The 18850-nt window shown below is 39.4% G+C and carries 18 protein-coding genes, 2 tRNA genes and 2 rRNA genes; 10 read left to right on the forward strand and 12 right to left on the reverse strand.

Annotated features, from left to right (window positions below; all coding sequences use genetic code 11):
* The first annotated feature begins 29 nt into the window (after positions 1-29).
* From CVT15_RS05250 to CVT15_RS05280, 7 genes are all read left to right on the forward strand, one after another.
* A complete protein-coding gene (locus CVT15_RS05250; protein ID WP_103576736.1) occupies positions 30-1103 on the forward strand; it encodes a quinone-dependent dihydroorotate dehydrogenase in 1074 nt (357 codons plus the stop codon).
* Positions 1104-1114: 11 nt separating this feature from the next.
* The gene (locus CVT15_RS05255; protein ID WP_103576723.1) at positions 1115-2356 is read left to right on the forward strand and encodes a M16 family metallopeptidase; all 1242 of its coding nucleotides are present in this window, start codon (positions 1115-1117) and stop codon (positions 2354-2356) included.
* A gap of 26 nt (positions 2357-2382) precedes the next feature.
* On the forward strand, positions 2383-3252 hold the full coding sequence (gene dapA, locus CVT15_RS05260) for a 4-hydroxy-tetrahydrodipicolinate synthase (RefSeq protein WP_219809344.1): 870 nt from the start codon (positions 2383-2385) through the stop codon (positions 3250-3252).
* Positions 3252-4040, forward strand: a complete 789-nt coding sequence (locus CVT15_RS05265; RefSeq protein ID WP_021091937.1) for an enoyl-ACP reductase — start codon at positions 3252-3254, stop codon at positions 4038-4040. Before dapA ends, CVT15_RS05265 begins: the two co-directional genes overlap by 1 nt.
* A gap of 34 nt (positions 4041-4074) precedes the next feature.
* Positions 4075-4620: a CDP-diacylglycerol--glycerol-3-phosphate 3-phosphatidyltransferase gene (pgsA, locus tag CVT15_RS05270; RefSeq protein WP_107898160.1), complete on the forward strand. Its 546-nt coding sequence runs from the start codon at positions 4075-4077 to the stop codon at positions 4618-4620.
* Between the two features lie 196 nt (positions 4621-4816).
* A complete protein-coding gene (rseP, locus tag CVT15_RS05275; RefSeq protein WP_107898155.1) occupies positions 4817-5926 on the forward strand; it encodes an RIP metalloprotease RseP in 1110 nt (369 codons plus the stop codon).
* Complete coding sequence (locus tag CVT15_RS05280; protein ID WP_196373513.1) at positions 5923-6561, forward strand: YggS family pyridoxal phosphate-dependent enzyme; 639 nt, start codon at positions 5923-5925, stop codon at positions 6559-6561. The genes rseP and CVT15_RS05280 overlap by 4 nt, the downstream gene beginning before the upstream one ends.
* A gap of 95 nt (positions 6562-6656) precedes the next feature.
* On the opposite strand, the gene CVT15_RS05285 is transcribed toward CVT15_RS05280, so the two are convergent.
* The 7 genes from CVT15_RS05285 to CVT15_RS05315 form a co-directional block, all read right to left on the reverse strand.
* Positions 6657-7226, reverse strand: a complete 570-nt coding sequence (locus CVT15_RS05285; protein WP_107898156.1) for a phosphoribosyltransferase family protein — start codon at positions 7224-7226, stop codon at positions 6657-6659.
* Entirely contained in the window at positions 7226-7783 is a 558-nt protein-coding gene (locus tag CVT15_RS05290; RefSeq protein ID WP_107898157.1) for a YajG family lipoprotein, read from the reverse strand. The genes CVT15_RS05285 and CVT15_RS05290 overlap by 1 nt, the downstream gene beginning before the upstream one ends.
* A gap of 11 nt (positions 7784-7794) precedes the next feature.
* Complete coding sequence (locus CVT15_RS05295) at positions 7795-8517, reverse strand: hypothetical protein (protein ID WP_107898158.1); 723 nt, start codon at positions 8515-8517, stop codon at positions 7795-7797.
* Positions 8511-8741: a 2-hydroxymuconate tautomerase family protein gene (locus CVT15_RS05300; RefSeq protein ID WP_103576730.1), complete on the reverse strand. Its 231-nt coding sequence runs from the start codon at positions 8739-8741 to the stop codon at positions 8511-8513. Before CVT15_RS05300 ends, CVT15_RS05295 begins: the two co-directional genes overlap by 7 nt.
* A 188-nt stretch (positions 8742-8929) precedes the next feature.
* Positions 8930-10720, reverse strand: coding sequence for a translation elongation factor 4 (gene lepA, locus CVT15_RS05305; RefSeq protein ID WP_087585996.1), 1791 nt, complete (start codon positions 10718-10720; stop codon positions 8930-8932).
* Between the two features lie 80 nt (positions 10721-10800).
* Positions 10801-11721, reverse strand: coding sequence for a cation diffusion facilitator family transporter (locus CVT15_RS05310; RefSeq protein ID WP_103576731.1), 921 nt, complete (start codon positions 11719-11721; stop codon positions 10801-10803).
* Positions 11721-12584: an ABC transporter six-transmembrane domain-containing protein gene (locus CVT15_RS05315; protein ID WP_103576732.1), complete on the reverse strand. Its 864-nt coding sequence runs from the start codon at positions 12582-12584 to the stop codon at positions 11721-11723. The genes CVT15_RS05310 and CVT15_RS05315 overlap by 1 nt, the downstream gene beginning before the upstream one ends.
* 151 nt (positions 12585-12735) lie before the next feature.
* Here CVT15_RS05315 and CVT15_RS05320 point away from each other — a divergent pair, with 151 nt between their 5' ends.
* The 3 genes from CVT15_RS05320 to CVT15_RS05330 all read left to right on the forward strand — a co-directional run bounded on the left by CVT15_RS05320 (position 12736) and on the right by CVT15_RS05330 (position 14324).
* Complete coding sequence (locus CVT15_RS05320) at positions 12736-13110, forward strand: cupin domain-containing protein (protein ID WP_103576733.1); 375 nt, start codon at positions 12736-12738, stop codon at positions 13108-13110.
* Positions 13111-13164: 54 nt separating this feature from the next.
* Positions 13165-13800, forward strand: coding sequence for an NAD(P)-dependent oxidoreductase (locus CVT15_RS05325; protein ID WP_087586000.1), 636 nt, complete (start codon positions 13165-13167; stop codon positions 13798-13800).
* A gap of 110 nt (positions 13801-13910) precedes the next feature.
* Positions 13911-14324 carry an Rrf2 family transcriptional regulator gene (locus CVT15_RS05330; RefSeq protein WP_103576734.1) on the forward strand — a complete coding sequence of 138 codons (414 nt, stop codon included), beginning with the start codon at positions 13911-13913 and terminating at the stop codon, positions 14322-14324.
* A gap of 141 nt (positions 14325-14465) precedes the next feature.
* On the opposite strand, the gene CVT15_RS10325 is transcribed toward CVT15_RS05330, so the two are convergent.
* The 5 genes from CVT15_RS10325 to CVT15_RS05355 all read right to left on the reverse strand — a co-directional run bounded on the left by CVT15_RS10325 (position 14466) and on the right by CVT15_RS05355 (position 18785).
* Positions 14466-14912 (reverse strand): ComEA family DNA-binding protein, encoded by a 447-nt coding sequence (locus tag CVT15_RS10325; protein WP_087586583.1) that lies wholly within the window; start codon positions 14910-14912, stop codon positions 14466-14468.
* Positions 14913-15135: 223 nt separating this feature from the next.
* Positions 15136-15254, reverse strand: a 5S ribosomal RNA gene (gene rrf / locus CVT15_RS05340).
* Between the two features lie 133 nt (positions 15255-15387).
* A 23S ribosomal RNA gene (locus tag CVT15_RS05345) occupies positions 15388-18292 on the reverse strand.
* 328 nt (positions 18293-18620) lie between these two features.
* A tRNA-Ala gene (locus tag CVT15_RS05350) sits at positions 18621-18696 on the reverse strand.
* Positions 18697-18708: 12 nt separating this feature from the next.
* Positions 18709-18785 (reverse strand) — tRNA-Ile (locus CVT15_RS05355).
* Positions 18786-18850: the final 65 nt, after the last annotated feature.

Consider the following 18850-nt stretch of genomic DNA (forward strand, 5'->3'; position numbering starts at 1 on the left):
AAATTTTTAGGCATTTTAAAGAGGTTAAAATGAGCTTAAACTACGATACTTTAAAATCTATATTTTTTAAATTCGATCCTGAAACTGCCCATAAAATCGCAGAATTTTTAATGATCGGAGTAAATAAAATTTTTCCAGGATCATTAAGCTTTGTAGCAAATAAGTGCGTGGTCGATGACAATGCGCTAAAACAAAATTTATTCTCAAGCACTTATCACAATCCAGTTGGCATAGCTGGGGGCTTTGATAAAAATGCCACAATGTTTGAAGCACTCACGGCTCTTGGCTTTGGGTATTTAGAATTTGGCACATTTACTCCAAAACCTCAACCTGGCAACAACAAACCAAGACTTTTTAGGCTCATAGACGAAGAGAGCATCCAAAATGCGATGGGCTTTAACAACGATGGTTGCGAGGCTATTAAAAATAGAGTCAAAAAACTTTATCCTTATACTTTACCTATCTGGGCAAATATCGGTAAAAATAAGGTCACACCAAATGAAAATGCGATAAAAGACTATGAAATTTTAGTAAAAGAATTTAGTGAAATTTGCGACACATTTGTCATAAACGTCTCATCGCCAAATACTCCAAATTTAAGAGCTTTGCAAGATAAAAATTTTATAAAAGAGCTTTTTAGTGTCATTTTACCACTTACCAAAAAACCAATCATCTTTAAAATCGCTCCTGATATGAGCCACGAATATGCGATCAAGCTTTGCACCTGCGCGGTAGAAAATGGCGCTAGCGGCGTGCTTGTCTCAAATACAAGCGTTGATTATACACTTTCTCACTCATCAAATTTAAAGGATTTTGGCGGACTAAGCGGCAAAGTGATAACTCAAAAGTCAAAAGATATTTTTAAAGCCGTTGCAGACGAACTTTACGGCAAGACGACGCTTATAGCGTGTGGTGGCATAGATAGCGGTGCAGAGGCATATGAGCGCATAAAAATGGGAGCAAATTTGGTCCAAATTTTTACAAGTTTTATCTTTAAAGGGCCAATGATCGCAAGAGATATAAATTTAGAAATTTTAGAGCTCTTAAAGAGAGATGGCTTTGCTTCTATTAGCGAAGCAGTCGGCATAGATGTTAAAAAATAAAAGGCAAAAGATTGATAAAATTTAATAAAACAAAACTAGAAAACGGACTAGAAATTTATCACGTACCAGTAAATCCTGGCTCAAAAGTGATAAGTGTCGATGTATTTTATAAGGTTGGCTCCAGAAACGAAGTAATGGGCAAAAGCGGCATAGCTCACATGCTAGAGCATCTAAATTTCAAGTCAACCAAAAATTTACGTGCTGGCGAATTTGACGAGATAGTAAAGGGGTTTGGTGGCGTAAATAACGCAAGTACAGGCTTTGACTACACCCACTACTTTATAAAAGCTTCAAATGAAAATTTAGATAAAACGCTTGGTCTTTTTGCTGAGCTTATGAAAAATTTAAGCCTAAAAGACAAAGAATTTCAGCCAGAGCGAGAGGTGGTGCACGAGGAGCGTAGGTGGCGAACAGACAACAACCCTATGGGATACCTCTACTTTAGACTCTACAATCACGCATTTATCTACCATCCATACCACTGGACTCCGATAGGCTTTATAAAAGATATCGAAAACTGGAACATCAACGATATAAAAGAATTTCATGCTACTTTTTATCAGCCAAAAAATGCCATTTTGATGATAAGTGGCGACATTGACAAGGATGAGGCATTTAAGCTAGCTAAGAAAAATTTTGGTGGCATAAAAAACAAAAGAGCCATCCCAAAATCCCACTGTAAAGAACCTGAGCAAGACGGCGCAAGAAGAGCTATCATCTACAAAGATAGCCAAACGCAAATGCTAGCTATCGCTTATAAAATTCCAGACTTTAGGCATGCTGATCAAGTAGGGCTAAATGCGATAAGTGAATATTTAGCCACTGGTAAAAGCTCAGTTTTACAGCAACACCTTGTCGATGAACTCATGCTTGTAAATCAAATTTATGCTTACAATATGAGCTGCGTTGATGAAAATTTATTTATATTTTTAGCAGTTTGCAACCCAGATGTCGAGGCAACTGCGGTTGAGGCTGAAATTTTAAAGATTATAGAGGATATTAAAAGCAAACCTATCGACAAAAACGATGTTTTGCGAGTTAAAAATTTAATCAAAAGCGACTTTATATATTCGTTTGAAAGTGCAAGTAAGGTTGCAAATTTATACGGCTCGTACCTTGCTAGAGGCGACATAAAGCCACTTTATGAACTTGAAAAAAATATCGATAAAATCGATGCAAAACTTTTAAAAGATATAGCAAATAGATATTTTAATGAAAAAACTAGCACGACAATAATTTTAAAAAAGGAATAAATGTGGAAAATTCGCTTCAAGGTGCGATGACAGCACTCATTACGCCATTTAAAAATCAAAAATTAGACGAAGCTGGCTTTGAGAAACTGATAAAAAGACAGATAAAACATGGCATCGATGTAGTCGTACCAGTAGGAACCACTGGCGAGAGCGCAACTCTAACTCATGATGAGCATAGAATTTGTATCGAAATAGCCGTTAATGCATGTAAAGGCACAAACGTTAAAGTGCTTGCTGGTGCTGGTAGTAACGCCACTCACGAGGCTATTGGTATCGCTAAATTTGCTCAAGCTCATGGAGCTGATGGCATCCTTTCAGTTGCGCCTTATTATAACAAACCAACTCAAGAAGGACTTTATGAGCATTACAAGGCCATTGCGAATAGTATTGAAATTCCTGTGCTTCTTTATAATGTTCCAGGTAGAGTTGGCGTGGATATCTTGCCATCTACCGTTTTTAGGCTTTTTAAAGAGTGTAAAAATATCTACGGTATCAAAGAGGCTACAGGCAGTATCGATAGATGCGTAGATCTGCTAGCTCACGAGCCAAATTTAGTAGTCATTAGCGGCGAAGATGCGATCAACTATCCTATCATATCAAATGGGGGTAAAGGCGTTATCTCAGTTACTGCAAACCTCTTGCCAGATCAAATTTCACAGCTTACGCACCTTGCGATGAACGAAGAGTACAAAAAAGCAAAACTAATAAACGATAATCTATATACGATAAATAAAACACTCTTTTGCGAAAGCAACCCGATACCGATCAAAGCAGCGATGTATCTAGCCGGACTCATCGACTCTTTAGAGTATCGCTTACCACTTTGCAAACCAAGTAAAGAGAATTTTAAAAAAATCGAAGAAGTAATAAAAAATCATGAAATAAAGGGATTTTAATGAAGGACACACTAAACGAATTTAAAGGTAAAACGCTAGTTATCAGTGGTGGCACTAGAGGTATCGGTAGAGCCATAGTTGAAGAATTCGCAAAAGCTGGTGTAAATATAGCATTTACCTACAACTCAAACGAAGAGCTTGCAAAAGAACAAGCAAAAGAGCTTGAGACTACTTACAAGATAAAAGCCAGAGCCTACGCGCTAAATATTCTCGAGCCAGAGACTTATAAAGAGCTATTTTTAAAGATAGACGAGGATTTTGATAGGATTGATTTTTTCATCTCAAATGCTATCATCTCAGGTCGCGCAGTAGCTGGCGGATACACTAAATTTATGAAGCTAAAACCAAGAGGCATAAACAATATCTTTACAGCAACAGTAAATGCCTTTGTAGTAGGCACTCAAGAAGCTGCAAAACGCATGGAAAAAGTGGGTGGTGGTAGCATCATTAGCCTAAGCTCAACTGGAAATTTAGTCTATATCGAAAACTATGCAGGTCACGGCACAGCAAAAGCAGCCGTTGAAGCGATGGCAAGATACGCTGCGACCGAGCTTGGAGAGAAAAACATCCGCGTAAACGTCGTAAGTGGTGGCCCTATCGAGACAGACGCACTAAGAGCCTTTACCAACTACGAAGAGGTGCGCGATATGACAGCAAAGCTTAGCCCACTAAACCGCATGGGACAGCCGACTGACCTAGCCGGAGCATGTCTATTTTTATGCTCATCTAAGGCTAGCTGGGTAACTGGACATACATTTATAATAGATGGCGGCACGACTTTTAAATGAGAAGATTAAAAATTTTAAGCATAAAGGCATATTTGTGAGTTTAAATTTACCAAACGCATTAGCATTTTTTAGGATACTACTGGCTCCACTTATGTTTTTTATGCTTGTAAATGCGCCAGGAATTTTTACGCAAATTCACATGAGCTGGATAAACTACTTCGCAGCTCTTATCTTTGTGATCGCCTCGGTAACTGACTTTTTTGACGGCTACATCGCAAGAAGCTGGGATCAAAAGACCAAACTTGGAGCGATCCTTGACCCACTGGCAGACAAGATGCTAATTCTTGCTGCATTTTTAGGGCTCATGATGCTTGAAAGGGCTAGTGCTTGGGCTGTTTATCTCATCTTGGTGAGGGAATTTTTCATAACTGGCTTTCGTGTCGTGATGGCAAGTGATGGCGTCGAAGTCGCTGCATCAATGGCTGGCAAGGTAAAGACAGTTTCACAGATGTTTGCGATTGGATTTTTACTGATGAGCTGGCCTGGTGGCGAACTTTTGCTCTGGATAGCTGTTGCGCTTACACTTTATTCTGGGTTTGAGTACATTTTTGCCTATGTAAAGGCGATGAAAAAGAGTTAAAATTTCTTTCACTCGTAAGACCAAAAGTTTTTACTTGCAAATTCTTATATAAAATAATCAAATCTTCATTTTCAAAATAAGTAAAATCAAGTTAAAAATTTCTCCTAGCTAAAAGAAATTTTTAGATAAATGCCGTTTGAGAGTAAATTTATAAATTTTGGCTAAAATCTCATCAATTTTTCAAAAAAGGTAAGTTTTGAAAGGTATTCTCTTCACGCTAGTCCTACTTTGTCTTGGGCTTTATGCATATTCGTTTTATTTTTTAGTGACTGTTTTAGCCATTAGTTTTCTTATATTTTTTCACGAGCTTGGCCACTTTTTGGCAGCAAGATCGCTAGGCGTCAAAGTAAATACCTTTAGTATCGGCTTTGGCGAGAAAATTTATACCAAAAATGTTGACGGCACCGACTACTGTCTAAGTGCGATCCCGCTTGGTGGATACGTACAGCTAAAAGGTCAAGACGACACCGACCCAAAAGCCAGAAACTACGACCGTGATAGCTACAACGTGCTAAGCCCTATAAAGCGAATTTACATCCTCTTTGCAGGGCCTTTTTTTAACTTTATCTTGGCATTTTTTATATACATTTTGCTTGGATTTATCGGAATTGAAAAACAAGCACCAAGTATTGGCTACATAGTTAAAGGCTCGGCTGCTGAGAGTGCTGGACTAGTTAAAAACGATAAAATTTTAGAGATAAATGGCGTAAAAATAACCGAGTGGGATGAGATCAGCAAAAATGTAAAACTCGAGCCTAGTACTATTTTGATAGATAGAAACGGCTCAATTTTAAGCATAAATTTAACACCAAAGATAGGTGAAACGATAAATATATTTAATGAAAAGATCCAGCACCCACTAATCGGCATTAGGTCAAACGGCGAAGTGATAAAAATTTATCACACAGGCTTTAGTAGCCTAAAATTTGCTTATGATGAAACTCTAAAGGCTTCAATGCTCATCTTTAAAAGTCTTGAAAAGCTAATCATTGGAGACATATCACCAAAAGAGGTTAGCGGTATCCTACAAATCACTGATATAACCTCAAAAGCCGCAAAGATCGGCATCAGCGTACTCCTAACCATCATGGCATTCATCTCTGCAAATTTAGGTGTATTTAATCTACTCCCTATCCCTGCACTTGATGGTGGCCACATACTTTTTAACTTATATGAGCTGATTTTTAGACGCGAGGTAAATGAGCGAGTGCTCATCATGCTCACCTACTGCGGTTGGGCACTACTGCTTGGCATAATGGTACTTGCGACTTTTAATGACATTATGAGATTAAGCGGAGGTTTATGATGATAGTTTTAAAAGATCTACTTAAAAAGATAGAAAATTTAAGCAAAGACGTGACACTAATCGCTGTTAGCAAAAATGTCACAAGTGCCGAAGTAAGAGAGCTTTACGCACAAGGGCAAAGAAATTTTGGCGAAAACAGAGTCCAAGAGCTATCTAAAAAAGAGCTAGAACTGCAAAATTTTACTGATATAAAATGGCATATGATCGGCCGCTTGCAAAATAACAAAATAAATCAAATGATAAGTTTAAAGCCAACACTTTGGCAAAGTTGCGATAGCTTTGAAAGGGCCGTAGAGGTCGATAAAAGACTCAGCTACAAGCTCGATACCTTGCTTCAAATAAACTCGGCTGATGAAGATACAAAGCAAGGTGTAAGCGTAGCAAATGCGGCAGAAATTTATGAGCGTATCCAAAACGAGTGCAAAAATATCAATCTAAAAGGTGTGATGAGTATCGGAGCGCATGTGGATGAGCCAAAAGAGATTCAAAAAAGCTTTGAACTAACTTATAAAATTTTTGAGAGCCTAAAGCCAAAAGGTGCAGCTATATGCTCGATGGGTATGAGTAGTGACTTCGAGCTAGCGATAAAATGCGGCTCAAATATGATCCGCCTTGGCACTATGCTTTATCTATAAATTTATCGCTTTTGCATGCCCCTACTGCTAACGAAATAAATTACTGCTGGAGCTATGTAAATTTCTACCCAAAGAGACTTGAGAAAAATTAAAATTTAATATTTAGCATCAGCCAAAACTAGAGCAAAAAGTACTTTTACGCCAGCTTTTTCTAGAGTATTTCTAGCCTCAAGTATCGTAGTGCCAGTAGTTACGATATCATCTACTAAAATAACTGGAGCAGTGATCTTTTTTAGGATTTTAAAATTTCTTGGGTTATTTTGTCTAAATTGCAAATCCCTACCACTATAACTGGTCTTGCTGGTTGCATGCAGTGCGTGAAATATAGGCTTTAGATTTTTAGCCCTTAGTGCATTTGCCAAAATAGCCGTGTGTGAGTAGCCAAAATGAACTCTATCATCTATAGGAAGAGCATAGACTTGCTCCGAAAAGCTAAAACTTTTGGCAAATTTCTTAAATGCAAATTTGGCTAAGTTTTTATATATAAAATATCCGTGCATTTGATGCTTGGAGTGGATAAGTTCTTTTATTTCAGAGTAGCCGTAAAAGCTGTAAATTTTAAAGCCCTCTAGTTCTCTTACTATTGGGCTTGGTTCGCTTAAAATTTGTGAGCAAATTTTACAAAATGTATTTAGCGTAAAGCTCTTGCAAAATGCACAAAACATTAGCTATTTAAAATAGCAATTGCTGTGCGTTTGACTGCATCGTTTATAATATCAGTTAAAAATGGCTTAAATGCTCCGCCTGTACGAATCAACTCAAATTTGGTTTGATTATTTGAAATATTTTTAACGATACTTTGATCGCCTTTTTGGATCTTAAGTGTAATCTTAATATTACCTTTTGTATTATCAGTGCCGTATCCGCTCATATTTGCTTCAAACTCGTTGATAAAAATTTCAACCACAACTCCACCCATGCCATTTACATTTGCACCGCGCGCCATAAGCTCTTTTTTGAGCGAATCGCTAAAATAAGTAGCAAGATCGTTTTGAAGCACGACATATTCTTTTACAGTGCCTTTACTATCAGTGATCGTAGCAATGGTACTTTTGTTTTTGCGGTTGTCATGCACCGCACTTATATAGGCCTCAAAGCCGCTATTTTGATGGCTAGCAGCAGCCTTATATGGATCAAATGCGACAACACTTTGACTTGGTGCACAACCAGTTAAAAACAAAACAAAAAGTCCAAAAATAGCTAAAAATTTAAATTTATTCATCGTTTTTCCTTTTAAAGTTTAGTGATCTCATCGGCTACTTTTATCGCAGCTTGCTTAACTAAAAGTGCGATAAAAAAGTCAAACTGACTAGACTCTGAAGCCTCTAGCTTCTCCACATGGTGCCTAGTCGAGATAGGTAACGTTTTTTTGAAATTTATATTTGAAAGCACAAGAAGACCATTTAGATGACCATTTAAAATTTCTGAAGCTCCTGAGTAACTTCCTCTAAGCTCGTCAAATCTAAAATCAAGTCTATATGTATATGGCGATGTTTGTGTATCAACAACAACGATTCCGCGAGAATTTAACTCACGCTGTAAAAACATGTAAAAAAGCACTTCAAGGCGTGGGTTTGAGTTAAAAACTGCGGTATTTCCTTCAACGCCCGTGTAATATATCGATCTTGCACTACTTCTAGCATCGACAATCCTGTGAAAATAAACTTTTTTTAGCCCAACATTAGTATCGATCATATTTTTTTCCAAGCAGCAGTTTATTGCTACATCACTTTTATATTTGACACCATTTATAAAAAGACCATCACCCCTGCCTTTACAAGCACTACAATCAGCCGGTATCCTCATAACCTCTTCAAAGTACATCTTATCTTCACTATTTATGCTCGCACTTTGCACACCGTCTATACCCTCACATGAGAGGCAAAGGCTGGCTTTAGCCATACAGCCCGTCATAAAAATAGCCATAAGTACCGTTAGTAGTGTTGTTTTTAGCATTTCACTTCCTTTTGCTCGTTTTGTTTTTTACGAAGATTTTTCACACTCTCTCCTGCTATACCGTAATTATTAGTGTCTATCTCTTCAATGATAACAACAGTATTTTGAGCATTTCTTCCTAAAATTTCGCTTATTAGTTTAGTGACTCCGCTTATCATCTTCTCTTTTTGCTCTACACTCGGACTATCGCCCTCTTTTGTCACACAAATTTTCACAAACGGCATAGCGCTCCTTTTTACAAATTTAGCATTTGGGATTTAATCAAAACCTATCCACCAAAATAATATCCTTGCTGCGGCAGTATCGCAAAGTCAGACGAGGCCTGGGTAAAATTTACGACGGGAGTTACCATGGTAGGTAATGACCGAGTAAATTTTAGACACAACAAAGTATGACAAAGCGAGACAACGCATTAGTCTATTTTTAAGACAGATAAAAACGCCTCCTGCGGCAAATTCACCTTTCCTATCGCCTTCATCCGCTTTTTACCCTCTTTTTGTTTTTCGAGCAACTTTCTCTTACGCGTGATATCGCCGCCGTAGCACTTAGCGGTGACGTTTTTTCCCATTGATTTTACGGTTTCTCTAGCAATGATTTTGTTGCCAATGCTCGCTTGTATCGCCACTTCAAAAAGCTGGCGTGGCACGATCTCTTTCATCGCCTTTACAAAGTCCCTACCCTTTGTCTGCGCCTTACTCTCAGGCACGATGATAGAGAGTGCATCAACAGTCTCGCCAGCTACTTTGACGTCAAGCTTTACTAGATCGCCCACGCGGTAGTCACTAGGCTCATAATCAAAACTTGCGTAGCCTTTTGTGCTTGACTTTAGCTTGTCGTAAAAGTCCATCACGATCTCGTTCATCGGTATATCATATTCAAGCAAAACACGATCAGTCGTGATGTAGTCCATCTTTGTTTGTATGCCACGGCGATTGTTTAAGAGCGTGATGATGTTGCCCAAAAACTCGCTTGGCGTGATGATAGTCGCTTTCACATATGGCTCAAGGATTGAGTCTATTTTATTTACTGGTGGCAGCTGGCTTGGGTTTTGAATCTTTAAATTTAGCCCATCTGTTTGAATGACTTCGTAAGTCACAGTTGGCGCTGTGGCGATGAGATCAAGGTCAAACTCACGCTCCAGCCTCTCTTTAACTACCTCCATATGAAGAAGACCTAAAAAGCCAACCCTAAAGCCAAATCCAAGTGCGACCGAAGTCTCTGGTTCGTAGCTTATAGAGCTGTCATTTAGCTTTAGTTTATCCAGCGCATCACGTAGATCTTCAAATTTATCAGTTTCAATAGGATAAAGTCCCGCAAATACAAACGGTTTAGCCCTCTCAAAGCCGCCAACTGGCTCTTTTAGGGGATTTCTTGACTGCGTTATCGTATCACCAACCTGCACGTCACTAACGTTTTTAAGTCCTAAAACCACGATACCGACTTCGCCAGCGCTAAGCGTTTTGGTCTTGATCGGTGCGATAGGATTTGGATACATTAGGTCAAGCACAATATGTTTTTTACCTGTGCCCATAACTAAAATTTCATTATTTTTTGAAATTTCACCATCATAAACACGCACAAGTGCAAGCGCACCAAGGTAGTTGTCAAACCAGCTATCGTAAATAAGCGCCTTTGTAGGCTTGCTTACGTCGCCATTTGGTGCAGGGATCCTCGTGATGATCGCCTCAAGTAGCTCTTTTATGCCAACGCCTGTTTTTGCGCTCACTTCGACCGCTCCTGAGCAGTCAAGGCCGATGATGTGCTCGATCTCGTCTTTTACCCTAGCAGGGTCAGCCGCCGGCAGATCGATCTTGTTGATGACTGGTATGATCTCTAGGTTGTTTTCAAGTGCGATATAGACGTTTGCGATGGTTTGTGCCTCTACGCCCTGGCTAGCATCCACGACAAGCAGCGCGCCCTCGCAACTAGCCAAAGAGCGGCTCACCTCGTAGCTAAAATCAACGTGTCCTGGGGTGTCTATCAAATTTAGAACAAAATTTTGCCCATTTAGTGCGTAGTTTAGGCGGACAGACTGAGCTTTGATCGTGATGCCACGCTCTTTTTCTATATCCATCGTGTCCATGATCTGCGAGCTCATCTCACGGTCACTTACGGCGCCACACTCCTGAATGAGACGATCAGCAAGTGTACTTTTGCCATGGTCGATGTGAGCGATGATGCTAAAATTTCTAATATTTTTCATTTACTCTTTTACTTTTTTGTTAAATTTTTGGCTTTTATTTTGCCTAAAATTGATTTAAAATTTGCATAAGAAAAGCGATGTTAATGCTTGTGACCAAAGTGTTTGTGCTCATCTTTGCTCTTTAGCTCACAGATGAGATCATCTTTATGCCCGTGGCCGCTACCCTCAAACTGAAGCGTGACATGACCAATGCCAACATGAGATAGCTCGTGTTCGATCTGCTTTATCATCTTTGATATCTCACCCACGCTTAGCTCATCATCCACCACCACATGAGCAATGAGTGCATTTGAACCGGCACTTATCGCCCAAATATGCAGATCATGCACCTGTCTAACGCCATCTACGCCCTTTATAATATCTAAAATTTCATCCGTATTAAGCTCGAGCGGCACGGCTTCGATAAGGATATTAAAGCTATCCTTTAGCAAGCCAAAGCCACTTTTTATGATAAGTATCGAAACAAATATACTTGCAATACTATCAGCCTGCGTAAGGCCAAATTTCATGATGACTAGTGCTGCAATGATCGCTCCAACCGAACCAAGCGTATCACCAAGGACGTGAAGATAAGCTCCTTTTATATTCAAATTCTCTTTTATATCGCCACTTTTATGCATATAAATAGCTACGATCAAATTTATAATAAGCCCCAAAATACTAATAACAAGCATCGTTTCGGCTTCGATCTGCGGCTCGCTAAAAAATCTCACAAACGCTTCAATTATCACAAAAATACCTAGAGCAACAAGAGCCGAGGCATTTACAAAAGCAGCGATGATCTCAACTCTTTTATAGCCAAAGGTCTTTTTTAAATTTGCCTTTTTTTCTGAAATTTCAAACGCCAAGAGCGACAAAAATAGTGCAGCTGCGTCTGAGAGCATGTGAAATGCGTCGCCGATGAGCGCCAGAGAGTTTGATAGGAAGCCAAAGATAGCCTCGACCACCATAAACGCAAAAATAAGTAAAAACGAATTTCTAAGAACGCTCTTGTTGTGCATTATTGTCCTTTTTTTTGGGCGTCGATCCTCTTACCGATATCTTTTAAATTTGAAAATTCCTCGATAAGTTTTGGTGAGTCGTCAAGACTGATGACAAAATTCCAGGCATAAGTCATCACAGAGTAGATATGGCCAGCATTTGTCTGCTGCGAGCTTAACACTATTATCGCTACCAAAAAGAGCAGCGAAGCGCTAATGCCGATGATAAAATAGCTCATCGCCTCCCTGTTTGAGATCGCTATGCGAAATTTAGAAACGACGCCATAGTGCCTATCTAGCGTGCTTTTGTTAAAAACGCCTATAACTTTCGCCTCTTTTTCTAATCGGTCATTTAAGCGAAGATAAAGATTATCATTTTTCTTAACATATCTTGGCAAAAATATAAGAAAAAAGACCATCACTCCAAAACACGCCACAGCCACCTTTGGCTCGACAAAGATGAGCATAAATGCTGAGCCAATGATAGAAACAACAGAGGTAAAAAACATCGGAAAGTGCGTCTCAAAGAAATTTACAAACTCTCGCGAGAGCGCTACTCTGGCGATGATGGCGGAGTCGTCTTTGGCGTTTTGCTTTTCATTCATGATGACATTTACAGCAAGCTTTGCATAGATACTTGCAAAAACTTGCGTATCCACGCGGCGCCTAATGGCTCCTACAAGCCACGCTATGAGCACAAAAAGTGCGTAAATGAGAGCATTTAACGTATTTCCTTGCATAATTGCGTTGATCGCAAAGCCTGCAAATATCGGATAAGCTAGAAAAAGCCCGTTCTCAGCTAGCACAAAGGCAAAGGTCAAAATGAGCTTTTTGTTATGCTCGGTCGCTATGCTCTTTAGCGTTTTAAAGGCGTTATTTTGCAAATTTACTCCTAAAAATTTTGCGAATTTTAGCTCAAATTTATAAATTTTGAAAAATTTTTATTGTAACTCTTGACATTACAACAAAAAATAAATATACTTCGCTCATCGGTTGTAAATAAAAATATTACAACACAAAAACAAGGAGAACAAAATGAAAAATTATCAGGTTGCAAAGATCACAAACGAGCCAAGAGTTGAGCTAAAAGAGGCTTTAAATTTAACTGGCTGTGAGGTATCTATAAACGAACTTCCAGCCAATGTGGGCGTGCCATTTGTCCATGCGCACAAACAAAACGAGGAACTTTACATTATCTTAGATGGTGATGGTGAGCTTTTTATCGACGGTGAAATGCTAAAAGTAAGCAAAGGAGACACACTACGCATAGACCCAGAAGGCAAAAGGTGCTTTAGAGCTGGCAAAAGTGGTATAAAAATGATGTGTATCCAAAGCAAAAAAGGTAGCCTAGAACAATACACTATGAGCGATGGTGTGATGGTTACAGACATCAAGCCAAGCTGGCTATAATCTCAAAAACGTTGTTGCCTAGTAGTCAAAAAACAAAAATTTAAAGGAGAAATGATGAAAATAGCAATCATAGGTGCAAATGGTAAAAGTGGTACAAATTTGGTGAACGAGGCTTTAAAACAAGGCTACGATGTCACAGCGATAGTTAGAAACAAAGAGTATAAAAATGACAACGTTAAAGTCATATATAAAGATATTTTTGATCTAGCTAAGTCCGATCTAGCAGGCTTTGATGCAGTTATCAGTGCATTTGCCGCTTGGACACCAGAGACCTTCCCACTCCACAAAAAGGTTGCTGCTCATCTTGCAAATTTGCTAGAGGGTATCGGCACAAGACTACTTGTAGTTGGTGGCGCTGGTACATTATTTGTAGATGATAAGGGCACAATGGTGATGGATACGCCAGACTTCCCAGCTGCATATATGGGTGTGGCAAAGGCGACTGCAGAGTCTTATTTTGAGCTAAAAGGCAAGAGTGATTTGCTTTGGACATATGTAAGTCCAGCAGGTGACTACGACGCAAATGGTGCTCGTACTGGTAAATACGTGCTTGGTGGAGATAATCTCATCTTAAACTCAAAAAATGAGAGTTATATAAGCTATGCAGACCTTGCGCTTGCGATCATAGACGAGCTAAAAAACAAAAAATTTATACAAAAACGCTTCACAGGAGTTAGTGAGCGAGCATAAAATTATAGTTTTGACATAGCTGGCAAAAAAGCCGGCTTGTCAAATCTAAACTAAAAAACTGCTTTTAGTAAAAATTTAAAGTATAATCAGAGAAAATTTCAAGGACGATTGTGCAAGTAGGGATTAAGTTTTCAACCGCGGTTCATGTAGTTTTAGCAGCTTGTTTTTTTAAAGACGAAAAAGTCACGAGCGAATTTATAGCAGGTAGTATAAACACAAATCCTGTCATAGTTAGGCGTCTGCTTGGCACTCTAAAGGCTGCGGGACTTGTGAATGTCGTAGCTGGAGTTGGTGGTGTGAGTCTTGCGAAAGAGCCAAAAGATATAACCCTCCTTCAAATTTTTAACGCAGTAAATGATAAAGAAAAACTTTTCAAGATCCACTCTGACTCACCTAAAGCCTGCCCACTTGGTGGCAAGATCGAGGGACTTTTAACCGGTCACTTCCTAAAAGCACAAGAAGCTTTAGAAGATAGTTTAAGAAGCATTACTTTACAAGATCTATTAGATGAACTTATTAATTAAAAGCAGGTAAACTAAGTTATAGAATTTAAAAAGCAGGCAGATATATAAAAAACCAATCTATTTTATTAGTTAGAAGCACCATACACTCCTAACTATTTTTATATACTTTATGTAAGAATTTTTATAAATTTCTAGCTTTTATTACTCTTTACTCTTCTCTTTTTTAGCTTTACTCTTTTTCTCTGTTTTATCTTTTAGGCTTTCTTTCTTATCTTTTATCTCTTTTATACTATCATCTTTAGCACTATCTTTTTTCTCTTTTACTTCATCACTCTTTTTACTTGCTTTTTCTTTTATCTCATCTTTTTTAGATTTTATTTTTGATTTTGTGTCATCTATCTTTGTAGTACCTGATACTGATATATCTGATTTTAAATTTTCAAATGTCTTATCACCTATACCATTTACATTTTTTATGTCTTCTATTGAGTTAAATTTATTTGCTTTTCTATACTCTATTATTGCATCTGCCTTTGAAGATCCTATACCATCTAAACTCATTAACTCTTCTTTTGTAGCTGTGTTTAAATTTATGGCTGCTAGTAATGTAGAAGCTGCTACTAATAGTGAGAATACAATCTTTTTCATTTTTGTCCTTTTTGGGTAAATTTGGGTTTGGAGTCTATCATATTTGGTGTTTTTAGTCAACACTCGTATAAAAGCATAAACTAAAAGATATTTATAAATGTAAAGATAAAAAGTCTAATTATTTAAAAATATAAATAAATATAAGATTTGATATTTTGTTATAAATTAAGAAATAATATTTTAAAAGATAATTGTTTAGATAAAGAATATTAAAAATTAACAAAGCCCGCAACGACCTACTTTTCCAACATCCCAGTAAGGGAGAGTATCATCAGCCAGGACGAGCTTAGCTTCTTGGTTCGAGATGGAGCAAGGCGTTTCCTCGTCTGTATAGTCACGGGCAGTGTTAAATAAAAGATATATTAGATAAATCTCTTATTTAACACTACTTGATAAAGTTAAAAGTCATAAACAAAGTTTTATAAAAACATATCTTATTAAGTTTTTATCCTTAACAAGGAAGTGATGCTTATTAAAAGATAAGCAGACGAGCTATTAGTACTGGTCAGCTAAAGGACTTTCATCCATTACACACCCAGCCTATCAAACACATAGTCTATATGAGCTCTTAAAAGAAGATTCATCTTGGAGTTGGCTTCCTGCTTAGATGCTTTCAGCAGTTATCACATCCCAACATAGCTACCGAGCGGTGCTCTTGGCAGAACAACTCGTACACCAGTGGTTGGTTCGACCCGGTCCTCTCGTACTAGGGTCAACTCTCCTCAATCTTCTTGCGCCCACGGCAGATAGGGACCGAACTGTCTCACGACGTTCTGAACCCAGCTCGCGTACCGCTTTAAATGGCGAACAGCCATACCCTTGGGACCTGCTCCAGCCCCAGGATGCGATGAGCCGACATCGAGGTGCCAAACCTCCCCGTCGATGTGAGCTCTTGGGGGAGATCAGCCTGTTATCCCCGGGGTACCTTTTATCCTTTGAGCGATGGCCCTTCCACACAGAACCACCGGATCACTAAGACCGACTTTCGTCTCTGCTTGACGTGTATGTCTCGCAGTTAAGCTGGCTTATGCCTTTATACTCTACGAACGATTTCCAACCGTTCTGAGCCAACCTTTGTAAGCCTCCGTTACATTTTGGGAGGCGACCGCCCCAGTCAAACTACCCACCAGACATTGTCCTACTTGAGGATAACTCAAGCTAGTTAGCTATCAGAATAAAAAAGAGTGGTATCTCAACAACGGCTCACCATAAACTGGCGTCTATGGATCAAAGCCTCCCACCTATCCTGCACATTTTTATCCCAATAGCAGTGTCAAGCTGTAGTAAAGGTCCACGGGGTCTTTCCGTCTTGCCGCGGGTAGGAGGAATTTTCACCTCCACTACAATTTCACTGGATCCCTCTTCGAGACAGCTCCCATCTCGTTACGCCATTCATGCAGGTCGATATTTAATCGACAAGGAATTTCGCTACCTTAGGACCGTTATAGTTACGGCCGCCGTTTACTCGGGCTTCGATCAAACGCTTCGCAGAGCTAACGTCATCAATTAACCTTCGAGCACCGGGCAGGCGTCACACCCTATACATCCTCTTACGAGTTAGCAGAGTGCTGTGTTTTTGGTAAACAGTCGGGAGGGACTCTTTGTTGTAACCTTCAATGCTTACGGAGTAAATCCTTCACAAAGTTAGGCACACCTTATACCGAAGATACGGTGCTATTTTGCAGAGTTCCTTGAAGAGAGTTCTTCCACGCGCCTTAGAATACTCATCCCACCCACCTGTGTCGGTTTACGGTACGGGCAACTATAACTAAACTTAGAAACTTTTCTTGGCTCGACAGTATCAGCAATTCGCTATCCATTCCGAAGAACTTCAAACGCCTGTGGGGTCTCGGCTTAAAAAGATCCGGATTTGCCTGGATCTTAACCTACACCTTTCGACTAGCACTACCATCCGCTAGCTTGCTTAACTCTAAGCGTCCTTCCATCGCACATTATAGTTGGCATTGGAATATTAACCAATTTTCCATCGCATACCCCTTTCGGACTTTGCTTAGGACCCGGCTAACCCTACGATGACGAGCATCGCGTAGGAAACCTTGGGTTTACGGCGTTGGGGATTCTCACCCCAATTATCGCTACTCATGCCTGCATGCTCACTTGTATTCGCTCCAGCACTCCTTACCGGTATACCTTCGACGCAAATACAACGCTCTCCTACCACTTAGTAAAACTAAGTCTAAAGCTTCGGTACTCATTTTAGCCCCGTTATATTTTCCGCGCAGAATCACTAGACCAGTGAGCTATTACGCTTTCTTTAAAGGATGGCTGCTTCTAAGCCAACCTCCTGGTTGTTTAAGTAACTCCACATCGTTTTCCACTTAAATGAGATTTAGGGACCTTAGCTGTTAGTCTGGGTTGTTCCCCTCTCGACGACGGATTTTATCACTCGCCGCCTGACTGCCATGATTACACACTAGGTATTCGGAGTTTGATAGGGTTTGGTACATTGGTGTATGCCCTAGCCCATTCAGTGCTCTACCCCCTAGTGTTACTACATGACGCTATACCTAAATATATTTCGGAGAGAACCAGCTATCACGATGTTTGATTGGCCTTTCACCCCTATCCACAAGTCATCCCATAGCTTTTCAACGCTAGCGGGTTCGGTCCTCCACCGGCTCTTACACCGGTTTCAACCTGCTCATGGATAGATCACATCGTTTCGGGTCTGCAACGTCTGACTAAACGCCCTATTAAGACTCGCTTTCGCTATGGCTCCGTGTTTCCTTAACCTTGCCAGACATCACAACTCGCAGGCTCATTATGCAAAAGGCAGTCCATCACCCTGATAAATCATAGGGCTCTGAATGATTGTAAGCAAATGGTTTCAGGTTCTATTTCACTCTGATCACCTCAGTTCTTTTCACCTTTCCCTCACGGTACTTGTGCACTATCGGTCTAGTAGTAGTATTTAGGGTTGGATAGTGGTCTACCCAGCTTCAGACAGAATATCACGTGTTCCGCCCTACTCAGGATACTGCTAAGTAAAACAAAGCTTTCATATACGGGAGTATCACCCTCTACGCTTAATCTTTCCAGATTATTCTATTAGCTAAGTTTAGTCTATATTGCAGTCCTACAACCCCGTTAGTAAACTAACGGTTTGCCCTCTTACGCGTTCGCTCGCCGCTACTAGCGTAATCTCTTTTGATTTCTTTTCCTGAGGGTACTAAGATGTTTCAATTCCCCTCGTTCGCTCCGTTATACGGTAACTAATATCTCTATTAGTTGGGTTGCCCCATTCAGAAATTCCCGGATCAAAGCCCCTTGACGGCTCCCCGAGACTTATCGCAGCCTGGCACGTCTTTCATCGCCTCTACTAGCCAAGGCATCCACCACTTGCTCTTTGTAGCTTACCTTTTCTATATTAGATTATTCTAATTCGCATCACTTCCTTGTTAAAGATAACTTTAATGTTATTACATTTAAATTCTAGCTCTCAAGACGGAAAGCATTGACTACTATTTAGATAAGTTTTAAATCCTAATTAGATTGTGATGTCAAACTTTTGCATTAAATGCAAAGAGAATAGAAATTTAAATCTTTAACAAGTCCTGTAAAATTGTTTTTAAAACTTGCTTGTGACTATTAACAATATTAATTAAAAGAACATTTAGACAAAAGTCTAATTAGAAAGTTTAAATTTTTAAGCTCTCTAATTAGACTTAATATAGTTAAACTATTTTATGGTGGAGAATAGCGGGATCGAACCGCTGACCTCCTGCGTGCAAAGCAGGCGCTCTCCCAGCTGAGCTAATTCCCCAATTAAATTCTCTGGTGGGCCTAACAAGACTTGAACTTGTGACCTCACCCTTATCAGGGGTGCACTCTAACCAGCTGAGCTATAGGCCCCTATAGGTCTATCAATCTTTCAAAACTAAACAAGGATGATTGAGAATATCTTTCTTATAGATATC

This window comes from Campylobacter concisus (assembly GCF_003048595.2).
Classification (GTDB): domain Bacteria; phylum Campylobacterota; class Campylobacteria; order Campylobacterales; family Campylobacteraceae; genus Campylobacter_A; species Campylobacter_A concisus_L.

What these genes read in the sequence shown, in the direction of transcription:
- CVT15_RS05250 (WP_103576736.1), top strand. Translation starts at nt 30, where the DNA reads ATGAGCTTAAACTACGATACTTTAAAATCTATATTTTTTAAATTCGAT.
- dapA (WP_219809344.1), top strand. Translation starts at nt 2,383, where the DNA reads ATGACAGCACTCATTACGCCATTTAAAAATCAAAAATTAGACGAAGCT.
- CVT15_RS05265 (WP_021091937.1), top strand. Translation starts at nt 3,252, where the DNA reads ATGAAGGACACACTAAACGAATTTAAAGGTAAAACGCTAGTTATCAGT.
- CVT15_RS05280 (WP_196373513.1), top strand. Translation starts at nt 5,923, where the DNA reads ATGATGATAGTTTTAAAAGATCTACTTAAAAAGATAGAAAATTTAAGC.
- CVT15_RS05285 (WP_107898156.1), bottom strand. Translation starts at nt 7,226, where the DNA reads ATGTTTTGTGCATTTTGCAAGAGCTTTACGCTAAATACATTTTGTAAA.
- CVT15_RS05290 (WP_107898157.1), bottom strand. Translation starts at nt 7,783, where the DNA reads ATGAATAAATTTAAATTTTTAGCTATTTTTGGACTTTTTGTTTTGTTT.
- CVT15_RS05295 (WP_107898158.1), bottom strand. Translation starts at nt 8,517, where the DNA reads ATGCTAAAAACAACACTACTAACGGTACTTATGGCTATTTTTATGACG.
- CVT15_RS05300 (WP_103576730.1), bottom strand. Translation starts at nt 8,741, where the DNA reads ATGCCGTTTGTGAAAATTTGTGTGACAAAAGAGGGCGATAGTCCGAGT.
- lepA (WP_087585996.1), bottom strand. Translation starts at nt 10,720, where the DNA reads ATGAAAAATATTAGAAATTTTAGCATCATCGCTCACATCGACCATGGC.
- CVT15_RS05310 (WP_103576731.1), bottom strand. Translation starts at nt 11,721, where the DNA reads ATGCACAACAAGAGCGTTCTTAGAAATTCGTTTTTACTTATTTTTGCG.
- CVT15_RS05320 (WP_103576733.1), top strand. Translation starts at nt 12,736, where the DNA reads ATGAAAAATTATCAGGTTGCAAAGATCACAAACGAGCCAAGAGTTGAG.
- CVT15_RS05325 (WP_087586000.1), top strand. Translation starts at nt 13,165, where the DNA reads ATGAAAATAGCAATCATAGGTGCAAATGGTAAAAGTGGTACAAATTTG.
- CVT15_RS10325 (WP_087586583.1), bottom strand. Translation starts at nt 14,912, where the DNA reads ATGAAAAAGATTGTATTCTCACTATTAGTAGCAGCTTCTACATTACTA.